At 36.5% G+C, this 24,206-nt stretch carries 20 protein-coding genes and 1 pseudogene; all 21 read left to right on the top strand.

Annotated elements, in window-relative coordinates:
- Window positions 1-140: 140 nt before the first annotated feature.
- Window positions 141-1,544 (top strand): annotated as a pseudogene (locus tag ACWNMZ_RS16370) (PolC-type DNA polymerase III); the annotation flags it as partial.
- Window positions 1,545-1,820: 276 nt separating this feature from the next.
- Window positions 1,821-2,294, top strand: coding sequence for a ribosome maturation factor RimP (gene rimP, locus ACWNMZ_RS16365; RefSeq protein ID WP_192840931.1), 474 nt, complete (start codon window positions 1,821-1,823; stop codon window positions 2,292-2,294).
- A 98-nt stretch (window positions 2,295-2,392) separates the two neighbouring features.
- Window positions 2,393-3,523, top strand: coding sequence for a transcription termination factor NusA (gene nusA / locus ACWNMZ_RS16360; protein ID WP_031534559.1), 1,131 nt, complete (start codon window positions 2,393-2,395; stop codon window positions 3,521-3,523).
- Between the two features lie 15 nt (window positions 3,524-3,538).
- Window positions 3,539-3,823, top strand: coding sequence for an RNase P modulator RnpM (rnpM, locus tag ACWNMZ_RS16355; protein WP_031534561.1), 285 nt, complete (start codon window positions 3,539-3,541; stop codon window positions 3,821-3,823).
- Window positions 3,820-4,122, top strand: a complete 303-nt coding sequence (locus ACWNMZ_RS16350) for a YlxQ family RNA-binding protein (RefSeq protein WP_016201165.1) — start codon at window positions 3,820-3,822, stop codon at window positions 4,120-4,122. The genes rnpM and ACWNMZ_RS16350 overlap by 4 nt, the downstream gene beginning before the upstream one ends.
- A 19-nt stretch (window positions 4,123-4,141) precedes the next feature.
- Window positions 4,142-6,313 (top strand): translation initiation factor IF-2, encoded by a 2,172-nt coding sequence (gene infB / locus ACWNMZ_RS16345; RefSeq protein ID WP_031534562.1) that lies wholly within the window; start codon window positions 4,142-4,144, stop codon window positions 6,311-6,313.
- Window positions 6,310-6,591 carry a DUF503 domain-containing protein gene (locus tag ACWNMZ_RS16340; protein ID WP_031534563.1) on the top strand — a complete coding sequence of 94 codons (282 nt, stop codon included), beginning with the start codon at window positions 6,310-6,312 and terminating at the stop codon, window positions 6,589-6,591. The genes infB and ACWNMZ_RS16340 overlap by 4 nt, the downstream gene beginning before the upstream one ends.
- Window positions 6,592-6,612: 21 nt before the next feature.
- Window positions 6,613-6,978, top strand: coding sequence for a 30S ribosome-binding factor RbfA (rbfA, locus tag ACWNMZ_RS16335; RefSeq protein ID WP_031534565.1), 366 nt, complete (start codon window positions 6,613-6,615; stop codon window positions 6,976-6,978).
- Window positions 6,979-7,295: 317 nt separating this feature from the next.
- Window positions 7,296-8,213, top strand: coding sequence for a tRNA pseudouridine(55) synthase TruB (truB, locus tag ACWNMZ_RS16330; RefSeq protein WP_031534567.1), 918 nt, complete (start codon window positions 7,296-7,298; stop codon window positions 8,211-8,213).
- Between the two features lie 78 nt (window positions 8,214-8,291).
- On the top strand, window positions 8,292-9,239 hold the full coding sequence (gene ribF / locus ACWNMZ_RS16325) for a bifunctional riboflavin kinase/FAD synthetase (protein WP_031534569.1): 948 nt from the start codon (window positions 8,292-8,294) through the stop codon (window positions 9,237-9,239).
- A gap of 316 nt (window positions 9,240-9,555) precedes the next feature.
- A complete protein-coding gene (gene rpsO / locus ACWNMZ_RS16320; protein ID WP_016201171.1) occupies window positions 9,556-9,825 on the top strand; it encodes a 30S ribosomal protein S15 in 270 nt (89 codons plus the stop codon).
- A 229-nt stretch (window positions 9,826-10,054) separates the two neighbouring features.
- Window positions 10,055-12,175, top strand: coding sequence for a polyribonucleotide nucleotidyltransferase (gene pnp / locus ACWNMZ_RS16315; RefSeq protein ID WP_031534571.1), 2,121 nt, complete (start codon window positions 10,055-10,057; stop codon window positions 12,173-12,175).
- Window positions 12,176-12,371: 196 nt separating this feature from the next.
- Complete coding sequence (locus tag ACWNMZ_RS16310; protein ID WP_031534572.1) at window positions 12,372-13,328, top strand: polysaccharide deacetylase family protein; 957 nt, start codon at window positions 12,372-12,374, stop codon at window positions 13,326-13,328.
- A gap of 344 nt (window positions 13,329-13,672) precedes the next feature.
- Entirely contained in the window at window positions 13,673-14,911 is a 1,239-nt protein-coding gene (locus tag ACWNMZ_RS16305; RefSeq protein WP_031534573.1) for a M16 family metallopeptidase, read from the top strand.
- 467 nt (window positions 14,912-15,378) lie between these two features.
- The gene (gene dpaA, locus ACWNMZ_RS16300; RefSeq protein ID WP_031534575.1) at window positions 15,379-16,275 is read left to right on the top strand and encodes a dipicolinic acid synthetase subunit A; all 897 of its coding nucleotides are present in this window, start codon (window positions 15,379-15,381) and stop codon (window positions 16,273-16,275) included.
- Between the two features lie 2 nt (window positions 16,276-16,277).
- The gene (gene dpaB, locus ACWNMZ_RS16295) at window positions 16,278-16,874 is read left to right on the top strand and encodes a dipicolinate synthase subunit B (RefSeq protein ID WP_031534577.1); all 597 of its coding nucleotides are present in this window, start codon (window positions 16,278-16,280) and stop codon (window positions 16,872-16,874) included.
- Window positions 16,875-17,082: 208 nt separating this feature from the next.
- A complete protein-coding gene (gene asd, locus ACWNMZ_RS16290; RefSeq protein ID WP_031534579.1) occupies window positions 17,083-18,129 on the top strand; it encodes an aspartate-semialdehyde dehydrogenase in 1,047 nt (348 codons plus the stop codon).
- 365 nt (window positions 18,130-18,494) lie between these two features.
- Window positions 18,495-19,712, top strand: coding sequence for an aspartate kinase (dapG, locus tag ACWNMZ_RS16285; protein WP_031534580.1), 1,218 nt, complete (start codon window positions 18,495-18,497; stop codon window positions 19,710-19,712).
- Between the two features lie 47 nt (window positions 19,713-19,759).
- Window positions 19,760-20,623, top strand: coding sequence for a 4-hydroxy-tetrahydrodipicolinate synthase (dapA, locus tag ACWNMZ_RS16280; protein ID WP_031534581.1), 864 nt, complete (start codon window positions 19,760-19,762; stop codon window positions 20,621-20,623).
- A gap of 298 nt (window positions 20,624-20,921) precedes the next feature.
- A complete protein-coding gene (locus tag ACWNMZ_RS16275; protein ID WP_235247677.1) occupies window positions 20,922-22,259 on the top strand; it encodes an amino acid permease in 1,338 nt (445 codons plus the stop codon).
- 194 nt (window positions 22,260-22,453) lie between these two features.
- The gene (locus ACWNMZ_RS16270; RefSeq protein WP_031534585.1) at window positions 22,454-24,127 is read left to right on the top strand and encodes a ribonuclease J; all 1,674 of its coding nucleotides are present in this window, start codon (window positions 22,454-22,456) and stop codon (window positions 24,125-24,127) included.
- Window positions 24,128-24,206: the final 79 nt, after the last annotated feature.

The following is a 24,206-nucleotide window of genomic DNA, read 5'->3' as shown; positions in this document are numbered from 1 at the left end:
TAGTAGGATTCCGAGCGGTAGTGATCTAATTATCGTAAATATAAAGACGATAGAGCGCCGTATGACACCGAAAGGGTCACGTACGGTGTGGGGCAGGGGAAAAGCTAGAGATGACATCAAAGGCTTACCTATTGCCATATTTTTCCGGTGAATATCAGCCAATCGCCCATAACTATACAAAAGTACTGTTTGGTGATGAGTATGTATACCGTGCAGGAACAATAGGTACTGTAGCTGATAAAACAGCATATGGTTATGTTAAGGCATATCAAAACGATAATAATTTGCAAATTCGCGGTGCGGAAATTGACCGATTAGCATCTGGCTGTACGGGTGTTAAGCGAACAACTGGACAGCATCCAGGGGGAATCATTGTTATTCCGGATTATATGGATGTTTATGACTTTACGCCGATTCAATTTCCAGCAGATGATCGAAATTCCGAATGGAAAACAACCCATTTTGATTTCCATTCTATCCATGATAATGTACTGAAGCTTGATATTCTAGGACATGATGATCCGACTGTTATCAGAATGCTTCAAGATTTAAGTGGGATTGACCCTAAGACAATTCCGACAGATGATCCAGAAGTAATGAAAATATTCAGTGGTACGGAGTCACTTGGGGTAACCCCAGAACAAATTTATTGTAAAACAGGTACATTTGGTATCCCTGAGTTTGGAACAAAATTTGTTCGACAAATGCTAGAAGATACAAAGCCGACAACGTTTTCTGAGTTAGTACAGATATCTGGTCTATCTCACGGTACAGATGTTTGGCTAGGCAATGCCCAAGAACTTATTCATAATAATATTTGTAACTTAAGTGAAGTAATAGGATGTCGTGATGACATTATGGTTTATCTAATCTATCAAGGACTGGATCCAAGTTTCGCTTTCAAAATCATGGAAAGTGTGCGTAAAGGGAAAGGTCTATCAGATGAGATGGAAGAAGAAATGAGAAAGAACGAAGTACCAGAATGGTATATTGATTCTTGCAAAAAGATAAAATATATGTTCCCGAAGGCGCATGCCGCTGCTTACGTATTAATGGCAGTAAGGATTGCTTATTTCAAAGTGCATCATGCATTGCTTTATTACGCTGCATATTTCACTGTTCGTGCCGATGATTTTGATGTTGATGCAATGGTGAAAGGCTCCCATAGTATTAAAGCAGTAATAGATGATATAAGTGCAAAAGGGTTAGACGCATCAACGAAAGAGAAGAACTTATTAACTGTAATGGAGCTAGCCTTTGAAATGGTAGAAAGGGGCTATTCCTTTAAAAAGGTTGATTTATATAAATCTAGTGCTACTGAATTTATTATTGAAGGTAATTCTCTTATTCCACCATTCAATAGTATCCCAGGATTGGGAACAAATGCTGCAATAAATATTGTGGAAGCTAGAAAAAATGGGGAGTTTTTATCAAAAGAGGATTTACAGCAACGGGGAAAAGTTTCTAAAACCATTATGCAATATCTTGACAATCACGGTTGCTTGGCAGATATGCCAGACCAAAATCAGCTTTCCTTATTCTAATAGATTTTTTAGAAGTCGGAAGAAACGTTGTAATAACGGACTTTCATTTGCATAAATGAAGCGGTTATGGTATAGTTTAATTGGAAATACTAAGGATAACTTTCGCGAATGGAGAGTGGGGCAACCCACTCTTTCCTGTTTGTATTAGGGTTTTTTCCTAAAATCAGAAGTGAATGGTATCACACTAATTTGAGAATTGAGCAACAAGTGTACATATTTTAGTTTACTAAGTTGACTCTAAAAACATAATAAGGTTCCTTGCTTAAGGAGGGAAAAATTTTGAGCAAAGTAACACAAATAGTGGAAGAAATGGCACATCCCATTTTAGATGAACTACATTTAGAATTAGTAGATGTTGAATATGTAAAAGAGGGACCAAACTGGTTTTTACGTGTTTACATTGACAAAGAAACTGGCGTGGATATTGATGAATGTGCAGTTGTTAGTGAAAAACTAAGTGAAAAGCTAGATGAAGTCGATCCGATTTCAGAGAACTACTTTTTAGAGGTTTCTTCACCTGGAGCAGAACGACCATTAAAAAAAGACAAAGATTTCGAAAAGGCAATCGGGAAAAATGTTTATATTAAAACATATGAACCAATTGAAAACGAAAAAACCTTTGAAGGAATCTTAACAGCTTTTGATGGAAAAATGGTGACAGTCGAAGTCAAAATAAAGACAAGAAAGAAAACGATTGAGATCCCATACGAAAAAGTTGCTAAAGCAAGGCTTGCAGTTACTTTTTCATAATTTATAAAGGACCTTAATTAAGAAGCTTTAAGAAAAAGCTTCGCTAACTTACGGTCATTTCATTATTGATAATAGAGAATAAAGGGGGATACACGCTCATGAGCAGTGAATTAGTTGATGCTCTAGTGTTACTTGAAAAAGAAAAAGGAATATCACGAGAAGTGATCATGGATGCAATGGAAGCGGCATTGATCTCTGCTTATCGCCGCAATTTTAACCAGGCACAAAATGTGCGAATTGATTTGAATTTAGGTGCCGGTTCTATGCGTGTATTTGCTAGAAAAGAAGTAGTAGATGAGGTATTTGATCCACGTCTGGAAATTTCTTTGGAAGATGCACAAAAAATTAATCCGAACTATGAAGTAGAAGATATTGTGGAATTAGAAGTTACACCAAAAGATTTTGGTCGTATTGCAGCGCAAACTGCAAAACAAGTAGTTACACAAAGAGTTCGTGAGGCAGAAAGAGGAATTATCTATTCCGAATTTATCGATCGCGAAGAAGACATCATGACAGGGATTGTTCAACGTCAAGATAGCAAATTTATTTATGTAAGCTTAGGAAAAATTGAAGCAATCTTGCCTACAAATGAACAAATGCCAAATGAGCATTATAAACCACATGATAGAATCAAAGTGTTCTTAACAAAAGTGGAAAAGACAACAAAAGGTCCACAAATCTTTGTTTCTAGAACACATCCAGGTTTACTAAAAAGATTATTTGAGATGGAAGTGCCAGAAATTTATGATGGCACAGTAGAAATCAAATCGGTTGCTCGTGAAGCTGGAGATCGTTCCAAAATTTCCGTTCATTCAGAAAATGAAGAAGTAGATCCAGTAGGTTCATGTGTAGGTCCTAAAGGAACTCGTGTGCAGACGATTGTAAATGAGTTAAAAGGGGAAAAGATTGATATTGTTAAGTGGTCTAGTGACCCAACAGTATTTGTCGCAAATGCATTAAGCCCTTCAAAAGTATTAGAAGTAATTGTGAATGAAGAAGACAAAGCAACTACTGTGATTGTTCCAGATTATCAATTGTCATTGGCAATTGGTAAGAGAGGCCAAAATGCACGCTTAGCAGCGAAGCTTACTGGCTGGAAAATTGATATCAAATCTGAATCGGAAGCAAGAGAAGTTGGAATTTATCCAACAGAAAATTCATTAATTAAATTTGATGATGAAGTAGAAGAAGAGGATGATTTTCGTTTAAGCACGGAAGATTTCGAGTGATAGAGGTGAATGTGTGTGAACAAACCAAGAAAAGTACCAATGCGTAAATGTGTTGCTACCGGTGAAATGAGGCCGAAAAAAGAATTAGTTCGCATCGTTCGTTCCAAAGAAGGGGATGTATCCGTCGATTTAACAGGGAAAAAATCCGGTCGTGGAGCATATCTTTCATTGGATAGAGAAGCAGTACTATTAGCCAAGAAGAAGAATATTCTTTCTAATCAGCTAGAAGTTACAGTAGATGATTCTGTCTATGAGGAGCTGTTAGAACTAATAGATAAGGAGCAAAGACAATCCAAATGAACGATAACAAGTGGATGTCATTACTTGGCTTAGCAAATCGAGCACGGAAAATAACCTCAGGTGAGGAATTGACCGTAAAAGAAATTAGAAGCGGTAATGCAAAGCTAATATTATTGTCGGAAGATGCGTCACAAAACACGACAAAGAAAATCACGGATAAGTGCCGTTCCTATAAAGTACCAGTGAAGCTTGTTTCAAATAGGGAAATCCTCGGGAAAGCAATAGGGAAAGAGCAAAGAGTGGTTGTCGCTGTTTTGGATAATGGATTTGCAAAAAAACTTTTAACGCTGCTCGATTAATTCTAGCGGGGGTGAAATGATGAGTAAAGTGCGAGTATACGAATACGCAAAACAATATAACATTTCAAGCAAGGATGTTATTGCTAAATTAAAAGAGATGAACGTAGAAGTCTCAAACCATATGACAACATTGGAAGAGGAAGCAATAAAAAAACTAGATCGTGTATATAATAAAAAGAACGAAGAAAATAAGCCAAAAACACCGGCTCAAAAAGCGGTTGCTAAAAATATCGCAGACGAGTATGAAAAAGAAAGCGATGAAATGGCTGAAAAGGGGAAAGTAAATCAATCTGTGAAAAATACTAAAGATAATAAACCAGGGTTTAATAAACCAAAAAACAATAACAACAATAATAACAAAAATAGAAATAACAATCGCAAAGGGAAGCAAAATGCTGCTCCAGTTGCTCCACCTGCTCCGAAAAAAGAAAAAGAATTACCAGAGAAAATTACATTCAGTGAGTCTTTAACTGTTGCTGAATTAGCAAAAAAATTACATCGTGAACCATCTGAAATCATCAAAAAATTATTCCTACTTGGTGTAATGGCAACGATCAACCAAGAATTAGATAAAGATGCGATCGAGTTAATCTGTACAGATTACGGGGTAGAAGTTGAAGAAGAAATTAAAATAGATACAACGGACCTAGAAGTATACTTTGCAGATGATGAAAATGCAGAATTAATAGAGCGCCCATCTGTTGTTACAATCATGGGACACGTTGACCACGGGAAAACAACATTACTTGACAGTATCCGTAATACAAAGGTAACAGCAGGAGAAGCTGGTGGTATTACCCAGCATATCGGTGCATACCAAATTGAGGAAAATGGCAAGAAAATTACGTTTCTTGATACACCAGGACACGCAGCCTTTACTACAATGCGTGCACGTGGTGCGAAAATTACAGATATCACCATTCTTGTTGTAGCTGCTGACGATGGTGTTATGCCACAGACAATCGAAGCAATCAACCATGCGAAGGCTGCTGAGGTTCCTATTATTGTGGCAGTCAATAAAATGGATAAACCAACTGCAAATCCTGATCGAGTAATGCAGGAATTAACAGAACATGGATTAGTACCAGAAGCTTGGGGTGGGGAAACTATCTTTGTTCCACTTTCCGCATTAACTGGTGAAGGTATTGATTCTTTACTGGAAATGATTTTATTAGTAAGTGAAGTAGAAGAATATAAAGCTAATCCAAATCGTAATGCAGTTGGAACTGTTATTGAAGCAGAGCTAGATAAAGGGAAAGGTTCTGTCGCAACTTTACTAGTTCAAAATGGTACATTGCGCGTAGGAGATCCAATTGTAGTTGGAAATACATTTGGTCGCGTTCGTGCAATGGTTAACGATTTAGGTAGACGTGTGAAATCAGCAGGACCATCAACACCTGTTGAAATTACTGGTTTAAACGAGGTTCCACAAGCTGGTGATCGATTTGTTGTCTTCAATGATGAGAAAACAGCAAGACAAGTCGGAGAAGCTCGTTCTACACAAGCAATTCAAGCTCAAAGATCAGAAAAAACAAGAATCAGTCTTGATAATCTGTTTGAACATATGAAACAAGGGGAAATGAAAGATATTAATATCGTTCTTAAAGCCGATGTTCAAGGTTCAGCAGAAGCATTAGCTGCCGCTCTTTATAAAATTGAAGTAGAAGGCGTAAATGTTAAAATTATTCATACTGGTGTAGGTGCCATTAATGAATCAGATATTACACTTGCAGCTGCATCTAATGCAATTGTTATCGGATTTAACGTTCGACCTGATGTTAATGCGAAAAGAGCTGCAGATGCTGAAGAAGTAGATGTACGTTTACACCGTATTATCTATAAAGTAATTGAAGAAATCGAAGCGGCAATGAAAGGGATGCTTGACCCTGAATTCCAAGAAAAAATTATTGGTCAGGCTGAAATTCGTCAAACTTTCAAGGTTTCTAAAATCGGTACGATTGCAGGTTCCTATGTAACAGACGGAAAAATTACAAGAGATAGCGGCATTCGCTTAATCCGTGACGGTGTTGTAATTTTTGAAGGCGAAATCGATGCATTAAAACGTTTTAAGGACGATGCAAAAGAAGTAGCTCAGGGTTACGAGTGTGGGATTACAATCAAAAACTTTAACGATGTTAAAGAAGGCGATATTATCGAAGCATATGTTATGGAAGAAATTGAGCGTAAATGATAATTGGTTTAATGACAGTGGAATGCATTATTTATGATGCCCACTCATTAAAAGAAAAGCGGGCGGTCCTACAAAGGATTATGACCCGCTTAAAGCAAAAATACAATATCTCTATTTCAGAGGTAGACTTTCAAGATACTTGGCAAAGAACAAAGATTGCTATCGTTACAGTTGCTTCTGCACGTGTCTCCGTTGAAGGTGTGTTGCAGCAAGCACAGCAGTTTATCGATTCTTTCCCAGAAATAGAGAGAACGGTAACAGATATAGAATGGCTTTAATAAAATGAGGTGAATTGCGCGATGAGTCTAAGACCAAATCGTGTTGGTGAACAAATGAAGAAGGAATTGGGCGAGATTATTACTCGTAAGATAAAAGATCCTCGCATCGGCTTTGTAACCGTTACAGATGTTAACGTTACAGGTGACCTTCAACAAGCAACTGTGTATATTTCCGTACTTGGCGATGAGGAACAACGTGAAAATACACTAAAAGGATTAGCAAAAGCGAAAGGTTTTATCCGTTCAGAGATTGGACAACGCATTCGTTTACGCAAAACTCCTGAGATTACTTTTGAATTTGATGAGTCGATAGATTACGGAAATAGAATTGATACATTATTGCATCAAATCGCAAAAGAAAATCCGTCTAGCAACGACGAAAGATAAGATGTAAAAATAAGTATGCTCCTATCGGACTTTTTCCATGATGGTTATGGATATGGACGATAGGAGTTTTTTTATAGAGGCTTAAATAAAGTTAACTTTCGAACAAAGCGCGTTGATTTCCGTTACAGGAACTTGCTTTCCGCGGGGAGGGATGAGAGCCTCCTCGGCTTTGCCTGCGGGTCTCTTATTTCCCTCATCTCCCGCAGGAGTCAAGTTCCCTCAATCAACTCAGAATTTTAAATGACATTACAAGTAAAGAGCAAGATCTATTTTCGCATTAATTATTTAAATTTATAAATGAATAAAGGATGAGGTATATGGAAGGGATTTTACCGTTATGGAAGCCGAAGGGGCTTACTTCGCATGATTGTGTTTTTCGTTTGCGAAAGATATTACATATGAAGAGGATTGGTCATACTGGCACACTCGATCCAGATGTAACAGGGGTATTGCCGATTTGTTTAGGAAGAGCGACGAAAGTAGCGGAATATATAACAGATGCTGGCAAAGAATACGTAGGAGAAGTAACGATAGGCTACTCTACTACTACAGAAGACCGTTCTGGAGAAAAGGTAGAGGAAAAGGAAGTAACAGAAACGATTACGAGAGAAAGAATCGAGGCAATATTACAAGAATTAACAGGGACAATTACGCAAACACCGCCAATGTATTCTGCCGTAAAAGTAAATGGAAAAAGGCTTTATGAATATGCAAGACAAGGATTAGTGATTGAACGACCTTCAAGACAAGTGACTATTTATTCTTTAGAATTAATAGAAGAATGGAAAGAATTAAAGGGTGATATCGTATCCTTTCGATTTAAAGTAAGCTGCAGTAAAGGAACATATATCAGAACGCTCGCTGTGATGATTGGAGAAAAATTAGGGTATCCTGCCCATATGTCAGACTTAAGTCGAACACGTTCTGCAACATTTACGGAAAAAGAATGTGTGACCTTTGAAGAGCTTGAAGAATATGTAGAAAAAGGGATTGTTGATAAGCTTATTTATCCGATTGAAGACGCGCTTTTACATTTGCCGAAATATGAAATAAATGATACATTAGCAATGAAGGTACGAAACGGAACGGTATTAGAAACTCCTGCTCATTTAGTAGAAGAACAGGAGCCAATTGTCATTCAAACAACAACAGGTGAAGCGTTAGCTATCTATGTTCAGCATCCAACAAAAAATGGTTTAATAAAACCGTCAAAAATATTGAAAATTTTGGAATAGTGAATAATGCGTCGTACACCTTGAAACAGTGTGACAAAAGGGATAAAGAAATTAGAGCTAGAAAAGGTGAGTAGCGTAGTGAAAATAGTTAGAATTAATCATTCAGAACGAAATAAAGAGCAAGATTATCCGCCAATTTCCATTGCGTTAGGTTCTTTTGATGGTGTACATCTTGGTCACCAAAAAGTAATCGGAGAAGCAAAAAATATAGCAGATCAAAATGGATGGAGCAGTGCTGTTATGACGTTCGATCCCCATCCTTCTATCGTGCTAGGTGGAAAAACGAAAAAAGTAGAGTATTTAACCTCTTTTGAATCCAAAGTGGAAGAATTAGCAAAATTAGGAATTGATTATTTATTCATTGTTGATTTCACTATTGAATTTGCTAGTTTGCCACCGCAAGAATTCGTAGATACGTATTTAATTGACTTAAATGTGAAGCATGTTGTAGCAGGTTTTGATTATACTTATGGCAAGAAAGCTCAAGGAACGGCTGGAACACTTTCGGAACATTCACGAGGTAAATATGAAACAACCATTATTGGAAAAGAAACCATTGGGGGAGAGAAAGTAAGTTCCACATTGATTCGTTCCCTTATTAATAATGGAGATATGGAAAAAGTTCCTTCCCTATTAGGCAGATATTATACGATAAAAGGCACTGTCATTCATGGCGATAAGCGGGGAAGAACAATCGGTTTTCCTACAGCAAACGTAAAGCAAGCAAGTGATGTTATTTTGCCACCACTTGGTGTATATGCGGTCCGATTATTAGTAAATGGAAAGTGGTATGAAGGGGTATGTAATTTAGGCACAAAACCAACCTTCACTCCAGAAGAGAAAACAGCCAGCATTGAAGTCCATATTTTCGATTTCCATCAAGACATCTATGGACATTCCGTAACAGTAGAATGGCATAAACGAATCAGAAGTGAACAAAAATTCAATGGAATCGATGAACTAGTAGCCCAAATAGAAAAAGACAAGCAAACGGCATTACAATATTTTTATGATAACGCACAATAAGAAAAAAATGAAAGTAATACGGAATATTCTAAATAGATTTGGAAATACTGGTTAAATATATTCCAACAGGTAAATAGAAAGAAACAAGTAATAGTAAGGAAACTTTTATTTGTTTCTATTAGAATCGATGTTTGGCCAGACTCTCTTTTGTGTTCTTTGCTTATTTTAAAAAATAAAAGGTTATGTCTTGATTTTTCACAAGAAAACAGGTATTCTTAAATACGTACTAAAAACAACCTTTGCTTGGCAAATCGAATCACCAACGTTTTGCTCGGTAAATGGGGATTAGTGTAATAGAAATAGGAGGTGAAACAGGATGGCAATCACTCAAGAACGTAAAAACGAACTTATCAATGAGTACAAAACGCATGAGAACGATACTGGATCTCCAGAAGTTCAAATCGCTGTCCTTACTGAGTCAATCAATAACTTAAATGAACATTTACGTACACATAAAAAGGATCATCACTCACGTCGTGGTCTTTTGAAAATGGTAGGTAGACGTCGTAATCTTTTAACTTACCTACGTAATAAAGACGTTCAACGTTACCGTGTTTTAATTAACAAACTTGGTCTACGTAGATAGTTAAAAAAGCGGGATATTTTTCCCGCTTTTTTATTGTAAATAAATGCGAATCTAACATATGGTTTCTATAGATTACATAAATTAATTTCGTTTTTTAGTTACATAAAATGTGTATACTAGTAGAAGAGAAAATTTAAAGGTAGTATTCTTTATTTTATAAAATAGTAGGTTTTAGGTAGTATTTAACCGGAAACCTCCATGAAGTGAATGAGTAGAGAGGGGTTTATGAATGGGACAAGATAAGCATGTCTATTCCATTGACTGGGCTGGAAGAAAGCTTACAGTCGAAATTGGACAATTAGCAAAACAAGCAAATGGCGCAGTACTTGTACGATATGGTGATACTGCTGTATTAAGCACAGCGACTGCTTCAAAAGAACCGAAAAACTTAGACTTCTTTCCATTAACAGTAAACTATGAAGAACGCCTATATGCAGTTGGTAAAATCCCAGGTGGCTTTATAAAAAGAGAAGGACGTCCAAGCGAAAGAGCGATTCTTGCAAGCCGTTTAATCGACAGACCGATTCGACCATTATTTGCTGATGGCTTCCGTAATGAAGTGCAAGTAGTCAGCATGGTTATGAGTGTGGATCAAGATTGTACATCTGAAATGGCAGCAATGTTTGGGTCATCACTCGCATTATCTGTTTCTGACATACCATTTGGCGGTCCAATCGCTGGTGTATATGTTGGAAGAATCGATGGCGAATTTGTAATCAATCCTACAGTAGAACAAGCAGAGAAAAGTGATATTAATCTTGCTGTTGCAGGTACAAAGGATGCAATCAACATGGTTGAGGCTGGTGCAGATGAAGTGCCAGAAGAAGTAATGCTTGAAGCAATTATGTTTGGTCATGATGAAATTAAACGTCTAATTGCTTTCCAAGAAAAAATTGCTGAAGAGATTGGCAAAGAGAAAACGGAAGTTGTTCTATACGAATTGGATAAAGACATCGAAGCAGATGTGCGCGCATTATGTGAAAACGAAATGCTAGAAGCCATTCGAGTACAAGAAAAGCATGCTCGTGAAGCAGCTATTAAAGTGGTAAAAGATTCTGTTATTGCAAAGTATGAAGCAGAAGAAACAGAAGAAGAAGAATTAAAGCAAGTGAAAGCAATTTTAGATAAATTAGTGAAAAATGAAGTTCGCCGTTTAATTACGGAAGATAAAGTTCGCCCAGACGGACGTGGATTAGAAGAAATCCGCCCACTATCTTCAGAAGTTCATTTATTACCAAGAACACATGGTTCTGGTCTGTTCACTCGTGGACAAACGCAAGCATTAAGCATTTGTACATTAGGTGCTCTAGGAGACGTACAAATCTTGGACGGTCTTGGAGTAGAAGAAGAAAAACGGTTTATGCATCACTATAATTTCCCTAACTTCAGTGTTGGTGAAACAGGACCAATGCGTGGACCTGGACGAAGAGAAATCGGCCATGGCGCACTAGGGGAAAGAGCCTTAGAACCGATCATTCCTTCTGAAAAAGACTTCCCATATACTATTCGACTTGTATCAGAAGTATTAGAATCCAATGGTTCTACTTCACAAGCTAGTATTTGTGCAAGTACGCTTGCTATGATGGATGCTGGGGTGCCAATTAAAGCACCAGTTGCAGGTATTGCAATGGGTCTGATTAAATCTAGTGAACACTACAGTATTTTAACAGACATACAAGGAATGGAAGATCATTTAGGAGATATGGACTTTAAAGTTGCTGGTACTTCTAAAGGGGTTACAGCACTTCAAATGGATATTAAAATTGATGGACTATCTCGTGAAATTTTAGAAGAGGCATTACAGCAAGCAAAAATTGGTCGTATGCAAATTTTAGAATCCATGATGGCAACAATCAATACTCCTAGAGAATCTTTATCTTCTTATGCGCCAAAAATCTTAATGATGTCTATTAACCCAGACAAAATTCGCGATGTAATTGGACCAAGTGGTAAACAAATCAATAAAATCATTGAAGAAACTGGAGTTAAAATTGATATCGAGCAAGATGGTACAGTATTCATTTCTTCTATTGATGATGAAATGAATAACAAAGCAAAACAAATTATTGAAGATATTGTTCGTGAAGTAGTTGTCGGACAAATGTATCTTGGCAAAGTAAAACGAATCGAGAAATTCGGTGCATTCGTTGAAATCTTTAACGGAAAAGACGGCCTTGTTCATATTTCTGAGCTTGCTGAAGAAAGAATTGGCAAAGTAGAAGACGTCGTAGCAATTGGTGATGAAATCCTTGTGAAAGTAACAGAAATTGATAAACAAGGAAGAGTTAACTTATCACGCAAAGCGGTTTTAAAAGAACAAAAAGAACAAGCTGAGAATGCTAAAAACTAACTAAATAACAAAAAGAAAAAGATGACTTTGATAAAAGCTGTTAATGGTTTAACAGATATTTTATCAAGTCATCTTTTTTGTGGAATGAAATGATTCATCTTGAACCAAAATAAAAAATAAGGATAAGCAATGTCCATATTTCTGCGTTCTACCTTGTCCTTGATTATCATATTGTAATAACTAGGGGGGGAAGGTGATGAAGAAAATAGTTTCACTAGTAGGGATTGTTGTTGTCTCTTGGTTTTTAGTTAATAATCCTTTAGCAGATACATATGTTAGCACCTTGCAAGAAAAATCAGTAACCGTAACAGCAAATGGTTCCTTATACACAACTATTAGTGAAAAAGCAAAAGAGTTTGAAAAAGCACCAATAGATGCAAAGTTAGATCCAGTATGGAAAGCAATTCCTGGATTAAACGGGCTAAAGGTCGATATAGATGCATCATATAAAAATATGAAAAAAGAGAAGAAATTCAATGAACAAAAATTAGTTTTCCAACAAGTGAAACCAGAAATTACTTTAGCTGATTTGCCGCCTGCTCCTATTTATAAAGGAAATCCAGACAAAGAGACAGTTAGTTTTATTATAAATGTAGCATGGGGCAATGAATTTTTGCCTGATATTCTAGCTACCTTGAAAAAACATCATGTGAAGGCTAGTTTTTTCTTAGAGGGTAGATGGGTTCAAAAAAACCCAGATCTTGCAAAAATGATTGCAGAAGCTGGGCATGAAATCGGAAATCATTCCTATACACATCCTGATATGAGTAAAATTAGTAGCAGCAAAATTCATGAGGAAATAGTTAAAACAAATGATGTGATAGAAGCAACAACAGGAGAGCAAGTCACGTTGTTAGCACCACCAAGCGGATATTTTAATAATGAAGTAGTAAAGATTGCAGATCAGCAGAAGTTGAAAACAGTAATATGGTCTGTAGATACAATCGATTGGCAAAAACCAAGCCCAGATACATTGCTTAATCGAGTTCTTGCAAAAATCCATAATGGGGCACTTATCCTCATGCACCCTACAGAAGTAACGACAAATAGTCTCGAGCGATTAATTATTGAAATTGAGAATAAAGGGTATAAAATTGATACGGTTAGTGACATGCTTAGTGAGGAGCGGGAAAGCTATAATACAAAAAAATAGTAGTTCCATCCATCTTATAGTATTCTATAAGATGAAATGTATTTTAAATGCTGTTGCTTTATTTTTATGAAGGCTTGAATTAATGGATGTGTAAGGAATAGTTTCTTCGGGAATGAAGGAAATGGGAGCGGCGCCAGTAAAGCGGAAATCAACAGGGAGCATACGAAAAGTAAAAATAACATACTTATCTTCTCTTCATACGGGAATGAAACGTTATTCATCTTTTAAACCTTCCTATGTTATGATTATAATCAAACAATGTTTTGGAAAAAATAAGAGGAATAAGATATACTAGCAGTCGCAGCTATATTTAACAACTTGGTAGAAGAACAGGAGGAACATAATTGATCAAAAGATATACTTGCCAAAATGGAGTAAGAATAGTATTGGAAAACATTCCAACCGTTCGCTCTGTAGCTATTGGCGTATGGATAGGAACAGGATCACGGAAAGAGGATGAAAAAAATAATGGTGTATCCCATTTTTTAGAGCATATGTTTTTTAAAGGAACAAAAACACGTAGTGCAAGAGAAATAGCAGAATCATTTGACAGTATTGGTGGTCAAGTAAATGCTTTTACTTCAAAGGAATATACTTGCTATTATGCAAAGGTGTTGGATACACATGCTGATATGGCATTAGAAGTGTTAGCAGACATGTATTTTAACTCAACTTTTGATGAAGAAGAGTTAAAGAAAGAGAAAAATGTTGTATATGAAGAGATTAAGATGTATGATGATACACCAGATGATATTGTCCATGATTTATTAAGTCAGGCAATCTATGATAAACATCCATTAGGCTATCCAATTTTAGGTACAGAAGAGACGCTTGCTACCTTTAATGGAGATACGTTAAGAGAATATATGTTTAATCATTATACACCAGATAATACAGTTATTTCGATTGCTGGAAATATTACAGATACATTTATTTCCCAGGTAGAGAAGTATTTTGGAACATATGAAGCGGGTAAATCAGAAATAGAAATTGTGAAACCTTCTTTCCATGCCAATAATTTTTCTCGAAAAAAGGAAACAGAGCAAGCCCATCTATGCCTAGGCTTTAATGGATTACAAGTGGGCGATGAGAAAATGTATACACTTGTTTCCTTAAACAATATTCTCGGTGGTAGTATGAGCAGTAGACTGTTCCAAGATGTTCGTGAGCAAAAAGGCTTAGCTTACTCGGTTTTCTCTTATCATTCTGCATACCAAGATAGCGGGATTGTAACAATATATGGCGGTACAGGAGCAAAACAGCTAGATGAACTATTTGATACGATTCAAAGTACGCTTGCTACCTTGAAAAAAGAAGGAATTACTGAAAAGGAGCTTCTAAATAGTAAGGAGCAATTGAAAGGTAGCTTAATGCTAAGTTTAGAGAGTACAAATAGCCGAATGAGCAGAAATGGCAAAAACGAATTATTATTAGGTAAACATCGTTCCTTGGATGATATTATTGCTGATATAGACCGAGTTACGAAAGCGGATGTCGATCAAATGGCAAAAGATATTTTCACTGACACATTCTCTGTGTCTTTAATCAGCCCAGACGGACAACTGCCAAAACCACTTCAATAAATGGCACTACATATATAAAATAAAAACTAGGAAACAGAATTTATTTCTGTATTCCTAGTTTTTTTGTGCCCCTACCTTTGAACTAGTAGATTGCTTTCTACAACGAAATGATGGCATTGTTTCGTTTTGTCCTCCATTCTATCCGCTTTTACAACTTCCCGTGGGTAACTTATTTTATGAAGGTAATGAAGAACAGAAAGATAAAGGGATGCATAAATCGAATTAGATGAGAAATTTTGAAGTAAAAAAGGCTTTTAAGTAGCGGACGCTCGAGCTAGTTCGATTAGAAACTAGGACAGGAAGGTTACGAAGCTTTCCCTTCTTAGTTAGTTGTTCTAAATAAAGAAGAAATCCTTCTTATTGAGGAATTCCTCGAAACTACTCACCTAATAATATGTAATCACATAAGATGTTGAAGTAGCGAGCTATGAAAATAGGATCTTTAAAAAAAAGAAGGTGAAATATTCATGCTGAAAGGGATGAAAATCGCGGTTATCGGCGGTGATGCAAGGCAGCTAGAAATTGTTCGCAAGTTAACCGAACAAGAGGCAATCCTTTCATTAATTGGGTTCGAGCAGTTAGACCATGCATTCACCGGAGCTACAAAAGAAAAAATCGATAACGTAGATTTTTCGAAAATAGATGCTATTATCTTACCCGTTAAAGGTACCGATTTAAATGGGCAAGTTGATACAATCTTTTCGAACGAAAAGGTTTTTTTAACAAAAGAAATACTAGAAAAAACCCCAGAGCATTGCACCGTATATTCAGGAATAACGAATGAATATTTAAATTTGCTAATTAAAGAAACAAACCGAAAACTCGTTCAATTATTTGATCGAGATGATGTAGCAATATTAAATTCCATTCCAACAGTAGAAGGTACGATTATGATGGCAATCCAACATACAGATACAACGATTCATGGTTCTAAAGTAATCGTGCTAGGGCTAGGACGTGTAGGAATGAGTGTTGCTCGAACTTTCCACGCATTAGGTGCGAAAGTAAAGGTTGCAGCTAATCAAAGTGAACATATTGCACGCATTATAGAAATGGGATTAAGCCCTGTACATTTAGATGATTTACAAATCGCGGTGGAAGAGATCGATATATGTATCAATACGATTCCCCATCTTGTCGTAACTTCTGATGTCATTGAAAAAATGCCTCTACACACTTTGGTGCTCGATTTGGCATCTAAACCAGGTGGAACGGATTTTCAATATGCAGAAAAAAGAGGGGTTAAGGCATTACTTGCACCAAGTTTACCAGGAATTGTAGCCCCGAAAACAGCAGGGAATATACTCGCAGATGTCTTAGCTCAATTACTTGCTGATCAACCGCAACAAGGAAAGGAGAAATAAGCATGAGTAGTTTACAAGGAAAAAGAATAGGATTTGGAATTTCAGGATCCCACTGCACATATGCAGAAGTAGTACCACAGGTAGAAAAATTAGTATCACTTGGCGCAGAAGTAGTACCAGTTGTCACAGGAAATGTTAAAAATACAGATACTCGTTTCGGCAAGGGGAAGGATTGGGTTAGCAAAGTAGAAGAAATAACTGGGCAGCCAATAATCGATAGCATCGTAGCAGCAGAGCCTCTTGGACCGAAAGCACCACTCGATTGTATGGTAATCGCTCCATTAACAGGAAATAGCATGAGCAAATTTGCTAATGCTATGACAGACAATGCAGTACTAATGGCAGCTAAAGCTACATTAAGAAATCAAAAACCAGTTGTGTTAGGAATATCAACAAATGATGCATTAGGATTAAACGGCATGAATCTTATGCGCTTGATGGCAACAAAGAATATTTTCTTTATCCCATTTGGTCAGGATGATCCAGAAAAAAAACCAAATTCCATGGTAGCAAGAATGTCTATGCTTGCAGAAACAATTGAAGCAGCATTAGAATATAAACAGATTCAGCCAGTAATTGTAGAGAAATATTTAGATTAACGAGTGTTTTTTTATAATCACCGATAAAACAAGGCGCTTTTTGTAATCCAATTGGAGCTCTTTAGCGCCAATCGGTGTTTTTTGAAAGAATCTGATAAAAGTTTCTTTTATTGCTGCTTGAATATGTTAAAATAGATAATATTATTTAAGGCGGTGCATGACGCTAGCCTATGATTATTAGAGAAAGCCTTTGGAAGGAGAACCATTAATGGATCAATTAAAAGGATATAACGTAGCAGTAGTTGGAGCAACAGGGGCTGTTGGTCAGCAAATGATCAAAACATTAGAAAGCAGAGATTTTCCTATTTCAACATTAACACTTTTGTCTTCAAAACGTTCAGCAGGGACAAAAGTTCTTTATAAAGATAAGGAAATAGTTGTACAAGAAGCAACTCCAGAAAGCTTTAAAGGAATCGATATTGCGCTATTCAGTGCAGGTGGCGGGGTTTCAAAGGAGCTAGCACCACATGCGGTAAGACATGGAGCAATTGTTGTTGATAATACAAGTGCATTCCGTATGGACAAAGATGTACCATTGGTAGTACCAGAAGTAAATGAAGAAGATCTTCGCAACCATAACGGAATTATTGCAAATCCGAACTGTTCTACTATTCAAATGGTCGTAGCTCTACAACCATTGAAAGAAAAATATGGATTATCTAAAGTATTAGTGTCGACATATCAAGCTGTGTCTGGATCAGGAGCAGCAGCAGTAGAGGAATTAAATAGCCAAACGCAAGCGATTCTTAACAACGAAGCATTTGAGCCAAAAATTCTTCCAGTTAAAAGTGATAAGAAACATTATCAAATTGCTTTTAATGCGGTTCCGCAAATTGATGTGTTCACTGAAAATGGATTTACTTATGAAGAAATGAAAATGATTAACGAAACAAAGAAAATCATGCATGCAGAGGACTTAAAAGTTGCGGCAACATGTGTACGTATACCAGTTGCAACAGGTCATTCTGAATCTATTTATTTTGAATTAGACAATGACCAAGTAACAGCTTCAGAAATAAAAGAGTTATTACAAGTTTCTCCTGGCATTGTGCTACAGGATGATCCGAATAATCAAATCTATCCAATGCCTGCAGATTGTGTAGGGAGCAATGATGTTTTTGTCGGACGTATTCGTCAAGATTTAGACGTGAAGAACGGATTTCATATGTGGGTAGTATCAGATAACTTATTAAAGGGTGCCGCATGGAACTCTGTTCAAATCGCGGAAAGCCTAATTAAATTAGGACTTGTATAAGTAAATTAAGAAAGGCAAGACTTAAAAAGGATTAGAATGCAGGAAAATGCCTGTAAGTAGAGTTCTAATTTTTCTACATACAGGAAGTACAAGTTTGGACACAGCAATATACGCATCGTTTCCAAAATCTTGTCTTTCTTAACAAATGAGTATTTTTAGAAGAAAGAGATCCTTTTTTTAACGAATACTACAATTAAATGGCTCAAAGCTTAACTAGAGTCAAACAACAAGGGATCCTCCTAGTAATATGATGTCTGAGGTGAATCTAATCTATAGAGTTAAGGATTTTGAGAATCCTCCAATTGTTCTAGAAAAAGGCACCCTTATATTTACACTCATTTAGAAAGTGTTCAGAGGTGTTTACTGTGAAAATAATGGTTCAAAAATTTGGTGGAACATCCGTAAGAGATGAAAAAAGCCGAATTCAAGCAAAAGATCATATTAAAGATGCATTAAGTGAAGGGTATAAAGTGGTTGTAGTTGTTTCAGCAATGGGCCGTAAAGGAGAACCATATGCAACGGACACACTATTATCATTAGTTGGCGGAGCAGAAACAAGTATCAGCAGAAGAGAAAATGATTTGCTAATGTCATGCGGCGAAATTATTTCAAGTGTTGTGTTCACACAGCTATTGCTAGAAAATCAGATTTCAGCTACAGCTTTGACAGGTGCTCAAGCTGGATTTAAAACGAATAATGATTTTACGAATGCAAGAATAATGGAAATGGACTGCAGCCGTATTCTACAAGAATTGGAAAACCATGATGTAGTCGTGGTAGCTGGCTTTCAAGGAGCAGCACTAAATGGAGATACGACAACATTAGGAAGAGGCGGAAGTGATACTTCAGCAGCCGCTTTAGGATCTGCCCTAAACGCAGAATATATTGATATATTCACAGACGTAGAAGGAATTATGACAGCTGATCCAAGAATTGCTGAAAATGCTCGACCATTATCAGTGGTCACGTATTCAGAGGTATGTAATATGGCATACCAAGGGGCAAAAGTAATACATCCGCGAGCAGTGGAAATTGCGATGCAGGCAAAGGTGCCAATTCGAATTCGTTCTACGTATTCAAAAGGTACTGGTACCCTCGTTACATCTAGTAATGCAGAGAACAGAGGTAGCGACATTAAAGAAAGACCTGTTACTGGTATTGCGCATGTAGCGAATGTAACACAGATTAAAGTATTTGCAAAAAAAGATCAGTATGATTTGCAGGCACAAGTATTTAAAGCAATGGCAAATGAAGAAATAAGTGTCGACTTTATCAACATATCACCAAACAGTGTTGTCTATACCGTAACAAATGAAATGACCAATAAAGCAATAGCTGTTCTTGAAAATATGGGCTACGAACCTGTTATGGAAAGAGAGTGTGCGAAAGTTTCAGTAGTTGGTGCTGGAATGGCCGGTGTACCAGGTGTTACATTTAAAATTGTGACGGCACTATCAAATAAAGGAATTCGAATCCTACAATCAGCTGATAGCCATGCAACGATATGGGTCCTTGTGAAGCAGGATGATTTAGTAAACGCGGTGAATGTACTACATGATGCGTTTGAGCTAGAAAAAGAATAGAATAGATATAGATACGACAAGATCGAGATGAGAATAGGAGTGGAACGATGGGTTTATTTGGTAGGGTGTCAACGGCCATGATTACACCATTTGATGCCAAGGGACATATAGATTTTCCAAAAACAACACAGTTGATTAATCATTTAATTGAAAACGGAACGGATTCTTTAGTAGTAGCTGGTACAACTGGAGAATCACCCACATTATCCAAACAAGAGAAGATTGCGTTATTTAAACATGTGGTAAAGGTAGTGGAAAAGAGAGTTCCAATTGTTGCAGGAACAGGTAGTTATAACACATATGAGTCCATCGAATTGACGAAACAAGCTGAACTTGCAGGTGTGGACGCTGTTATGGTAGTTGGACCATACTATAACAAGCCAAACCAAGAGGGATTGTTTCAGCATATTAAAGCAGTTGCAGAATCTACAAAACTACCCGTTATGATATATAATATTCCAGGTCGTTCTGTTGTTAATATTGAACCAGATACTATTATTCGATTGTCTGAAATTGAAAATATAGTAGCAGTAAAAGAAGCTAGCGGAAATTTAAATAACATCACGAAAATTATTGCGTCAACCCCAGATGATTTTTACGTTTACAGTGGCGATGACGGTTTAACATTACCGTTATTATCTGTAGGGGGAACAGGAATAATCTCTGTTGCGTCCCATATTATCGGCAAAGAAATGAAAGAAATGGTGAATTCTTTCTTAGCTGGGAATATAGAGGAAGCTTCAAAAATGCATCAGAAATTACTTCCGCTTATGTTAGCCTTATTTAAAGCACCTAACCCTGTGCCTGTAAAAACGGCGCTTCAATTAAAAGGATTTGATGTTGGTTCTGTTCGATTACCATTAGTTCCTTTAACAGAGGAAGAACGCAAAGAACTAGCAGAGTTTTTATAAGGTGTTAGTCTTTATCCGCAATTAGGATTAACATGATAAAACAGCTTGTTTTGCAAGGTTAAAAGAATGTTACTAGTCAGAAGAGTTCAGCTATCTCTTATTACTAAGAATGTACCAATGCTAAAATTGGTTCGTTCCACCGTGAGATAACTAGCTCTTCTGACTTTTTTGTTTGATTCCATAATAAGAAGAACTTGTTTCTAATTCAGTAATTGATTATGATTGGATACATAGTAAATGTTCGATTTATGGAAAAATCTTAATTGCAAGTAAATGGAAGAAGTACGGAGGAGAAAGTATGACGAATAATAAGTTACAGAAAAATTTATTGCCAAGACATATCAGTTTAATGGCAATGGGAGGAGCTATTGGTACTGGAATATTTAAAGGAAGCGGCGAAACCGTATCGATTGCTGGCCCAGGCGTTATCTTTACATACATATTTGCAGGGCTATTATTACTCGTAGTAATGGGAAGCATTGCGGAAATGGCGATTATTTATCCAAATACAAATATGAAAGGCTTTATCGGAAAAGCTTTTGGCGATCGAATGGCATTCATCATTGGCTGGATGTATTGCATTTTATGGCTTGCTGTATGCGTGATTGAGGTTGTTGTAGCCGGAAGCTTTTTACAATTTTGGTTACCAGACGTACCACTTTGGATATTAAGCATTATTTGTTCCATTATTTTAATCGCTGTAAATACAATGAATGTGAAAAATTATGGTGAATTTGAGTTTTGGTTTGCAGGAATTAAAATTGGGATGATTATTCTCTTTATTATTCTAGGAGCAGCTGTTTTATTCGGTATTATTCCATCTGGCGAAACCAATTATTTGCAAAATTACACAGAAAACGGTGGGTTTTTCCCAAATGGCTGGATGCCTGTCTTTTCAGCATTATTAATTGTTATGTTTTCCTATGGTGGCTCTGAACTTATTGGGGTTACCGTAACAGAAGCAAAAGATGCAGAGAAAATACTACCGAAAGTAATTAAAAGCTTTATCTTACGAATCATATTATTTTACACACTACCAATATTAATTATTTGTGGTCTTATTCCTTGGAATAAGCTAAATGATGCTTCTAGTCCATTTGTACAAGTGCTGACTATTTCAGGATTATCTGGCGCAGCTCATATTATGAACTTTGTCTTGATTATTGCGGTGTTATCTGCGGCAAATTCGGGTATATATGGTTGTACAAGAATGATGTATTCTCTTGCGTTAGAAGGACAAGGACCAAAGGCGTTCAGCAAGGTAAATAAAAATGGAGTTCCTTTATATAGTTTAATGCTTACAGCTATTATTTTAATTGCTGGCTCCATGATTGCGTTAGTAAAGCAAGAGGAAGTATTCGCTTTGCTTATGGCATTCCCAGGTTTTGTCGTTTCGATTGTTTGGATTACTATTTGTTTAGCCCAAGTAAAGCTTCGAAAATCTTATCCTTTTGAACCAAGCTTTAAAATTTGGGGATATCCGTACATACCTATAATTACGGTTATTTGTTTAGCTATTATTAGTATCAGTTTCTTGTTTGATGAAGCAAATCGAATTAGCATCATGGCATGTTTAGCCTGTTTCTTTGTTGTAATCGTTATTTCTATTTTTAAATTTAAGTCAAATAAGCGTTAAAAAATGATTATTACTATGGAAAAGCCGATAAAATAAGGAAAAATCCAATAATGGAAATGCTTTATTTTCTGAAAAAAACATTTTTAAAAAAGAAGATTTCATAAAATTGGTTGTAAACATTTTTAAACATCAAGTATAATAAGCATAACTGATCAATGGTCGGCTTAACTCAACATAGGAGGAAACAAAAATTTATGAAGAATGAAAAAATAAAGCTCGTTGCACTCGGTGGAGTGGGCGAGAACGGAAAAAATATGTTTGTAGTCGAAGTAGATGAAGACATATTTGTAATTGATGCTGGATTAATGTATCCACAAAATGAAATGCTGGGGATTGATATCGTTATTCCGGATATATCGTATTTAAAGCAAAACAAAGACAGAGTAAAAGGGATTTTCTTAACCCATGCACATGAAGACCATATAGGAGGTTTATCTTATATATTAAGAGATTTGGACGTGCCCGTTTTTACGACGTTTTTAACAGCTGAACTAACAAAGGAAAAGATGAAAGAGCAGGATTTCAAAGGACAAGCACAATTTGAAATTATTACCTCTAAATCAGTTCTTACGTTTGCTTCATCAAAAGTGTCCTTCTTTAAGACGAATCATAGTATCCCAGATAGTATTGGTATCGTTATTCATACATCAGAAGGTGCAATCGTACATACAGGAGATTTCAAATTTGACCAGACAGCAAGTGATTTATATAAGCCCGAGTATGGTGAGATGGCAAAAATTGGAGAAGAAGGCGTTTTAGCATTATTATCTGATAGTACAAATGCAGATAAACCAGGCTATTCAACTACAGACTTTGTCGTAACGCAAAGCTTAATTGACGCCTTTTTACAAACTAACGGCCGAGTCATTGCAGCGTGTTTTGCAACAGACTTAAATCGAATTCAGCATATCATTGACGCTGCAGAGAAAACGAATCGCAAAGTTGCCATTATCGGAAAAAATTTACAAAGAGTATTGCAGATTGCGATAAAGAACCAGTATTTAGTAGTAGATGAGGAAACAATCGTTACCTATAATGAGCTTCAAGCGTATGCACAGGATCAAATGGTCATTATCACAACTGGAACAAAAGGGGAGCCAATTGAAGCCCTACAAAAAATGGTGAGAAAAAATCATAAGCAAGTGAGCATTATGCAAGGGGATACCGTGTTATTTGCAGCATCTTCTTTCTTAGGCAGTGAAGTGTTTGTCGGAAAAACAATTGATAAACTATATAGAGCTGGTGCAACACTTCTTGCAGGCTATAAAACATTTAATAGCTCCAATCATGGCAGCCAAGAAGAATTAAAATTCATGATTAATATGATGAAGCCGAAATTTTTCTTGCCAATTCATGGTGAATATCGTTTATTAAAAGCCCATGAAAAAATTGCGGTCGAATGTGGGGTTGCTCCTCAAAATATTTATCTTCCTGAACAAGGAGAGGTTCTTGAATACAAAGAAGATACACTTCGAGTGGGTGGAAAGATTTCAGCAGGCAATGTATTAATTGATGGCAGTGGTGTTGGCGATGTCGGCAATATTGTCCTAAGAGATCGTAAGCTATTGTCGCAGGATGGTATCTTAACAGTTGTCGTAACCTTAAATAAGATAGAGAGAAAGATTTCTGCTGGTCCAGAAATTATTACAAGAGGATTTGTATATGTTCGCGAATCAGAGAAATTACTTGAAGAAGCGTCTGACCGAGTAAGAGATATTGTAGAAAAAAGCATCAGCAAGGACAGTTTTGACTGGACTGGTATAAAGCAAGATATAAGAGATACATTAAACCAATTCCTATATGAAAAAACAAGACGCAGACCAATGATTCTGCCGATTATAATGGAAGTAAAACCAGTTAGAAAATAAAAGTTACAGCCTCCTTTGGTTAGGGGGCTGTTTTTTTGTAATGGAGGAATGGCTTAGTAAACAGAGGAAGAGTTGAACA

This window comes from Niallia sp. Marseille-Q9988 (genome assembly GCF_976954375.1).
The sequence above is the reverse complement of the archived record's forward strand: the minus strand, read 5'-3'. Positions and strand labels throughout refer to the sequence as shown.

Coding starts and splice junctions, on each gene's coding strand:
- nusA (WP_031534559.1), top strand. CDS start 2,393: ATGAGCAGTGAATTAGTTGATGCTCTAGTGTTACTTGAAAAAGAAAAA.
- ACWNMZ_RS16350 (WP_016201165.1), top strand. CDS start 3,820: ATGAACGATAACAAGTGGATGTCATTACTTGGCTTAGCAAATCGAGCA.
- infB (WP_031534562.1), top strand. CDS start 4,142: ATGAGTAAAGTGCGAGTATACGAATACGCAAAACAATATAACATTTCA.
- ACWNMZ_RS16340 (WP_031534563.1), top strand. CDS start 6,310: ATGATAATTGGTTTAATGACAGTGGAATGCATTATTTATGATGCCCAC.
- rbfA (WP_031534565.1), top strand. CDS start 6,613: ATGAGTCTAAGACCAAATCGTGTTGGTGAACAAATGAAGAAGGAATTG.
- truB (WP_031534567.1), top strand. CDS start 7,296: ATGGAAGGGATTTTACCGTTATGGAAGCCGAAGGGGCTTACTTCGCAT.
- rpsO (WP_016201171.1), top strand. CDS start 9,556: ATGGCAATCACTCAAGAACGTAAAAACGAACTTATCAATGAGTACAAA.
- pnp (WP_031534571.1), top strand. CDS start 10,055: ATGGGACAAGATAAGCATGTCTATTCCATTGACTGGGCTGGAAGAAAG.
- ACWNMZ_RS16310 (WP_031534572.1), top strand. CDS start 12,372: ATGAAGAAAATAGTTTCACTAGTAGGGATTGTTGTTGTCTCTTGGTTT.
- dpaA (WP_031534575.1), top strand. CDS start 15,379: ATGCTGAAAGGGATGAAAATCGCGGTTATCGGCGGTGATGCAAGGCAG.
- dpaB (WP_031534577.1), top strand. CDS start 16,278: ATGAGTAGTTTACAAGGAAAAAGAATAGGATTTGGAATTTCAGGATCC.
- asd (WP_031534579.1), top strand. CDS start 17,083: ATGGATCAATTAAAAGGATATAACGTAGCAGTAGTTGGAGCAACAGGG.
- dapA (WP_031534581.1), top strand. CDS start 19,760: ATGGGTTTATTTGGTAGGGTGTCAACGGCCATGATTACACCATTTGAT.
- ACWNMZ_RS16275 (WP_235247677.1), top strand. CDS start 20,922: ATGACGAATAATAAGTTACAGAAAAATTTATTGCCAAGACATATCAGT.
- ACWNMZ_RS16270 (WP_031534585.1), top strand. CDS start 22,454: ATGAAGAATGAAAAAATAAAGCTCGTTGCACTCGGTGGAGTGGGCGAG.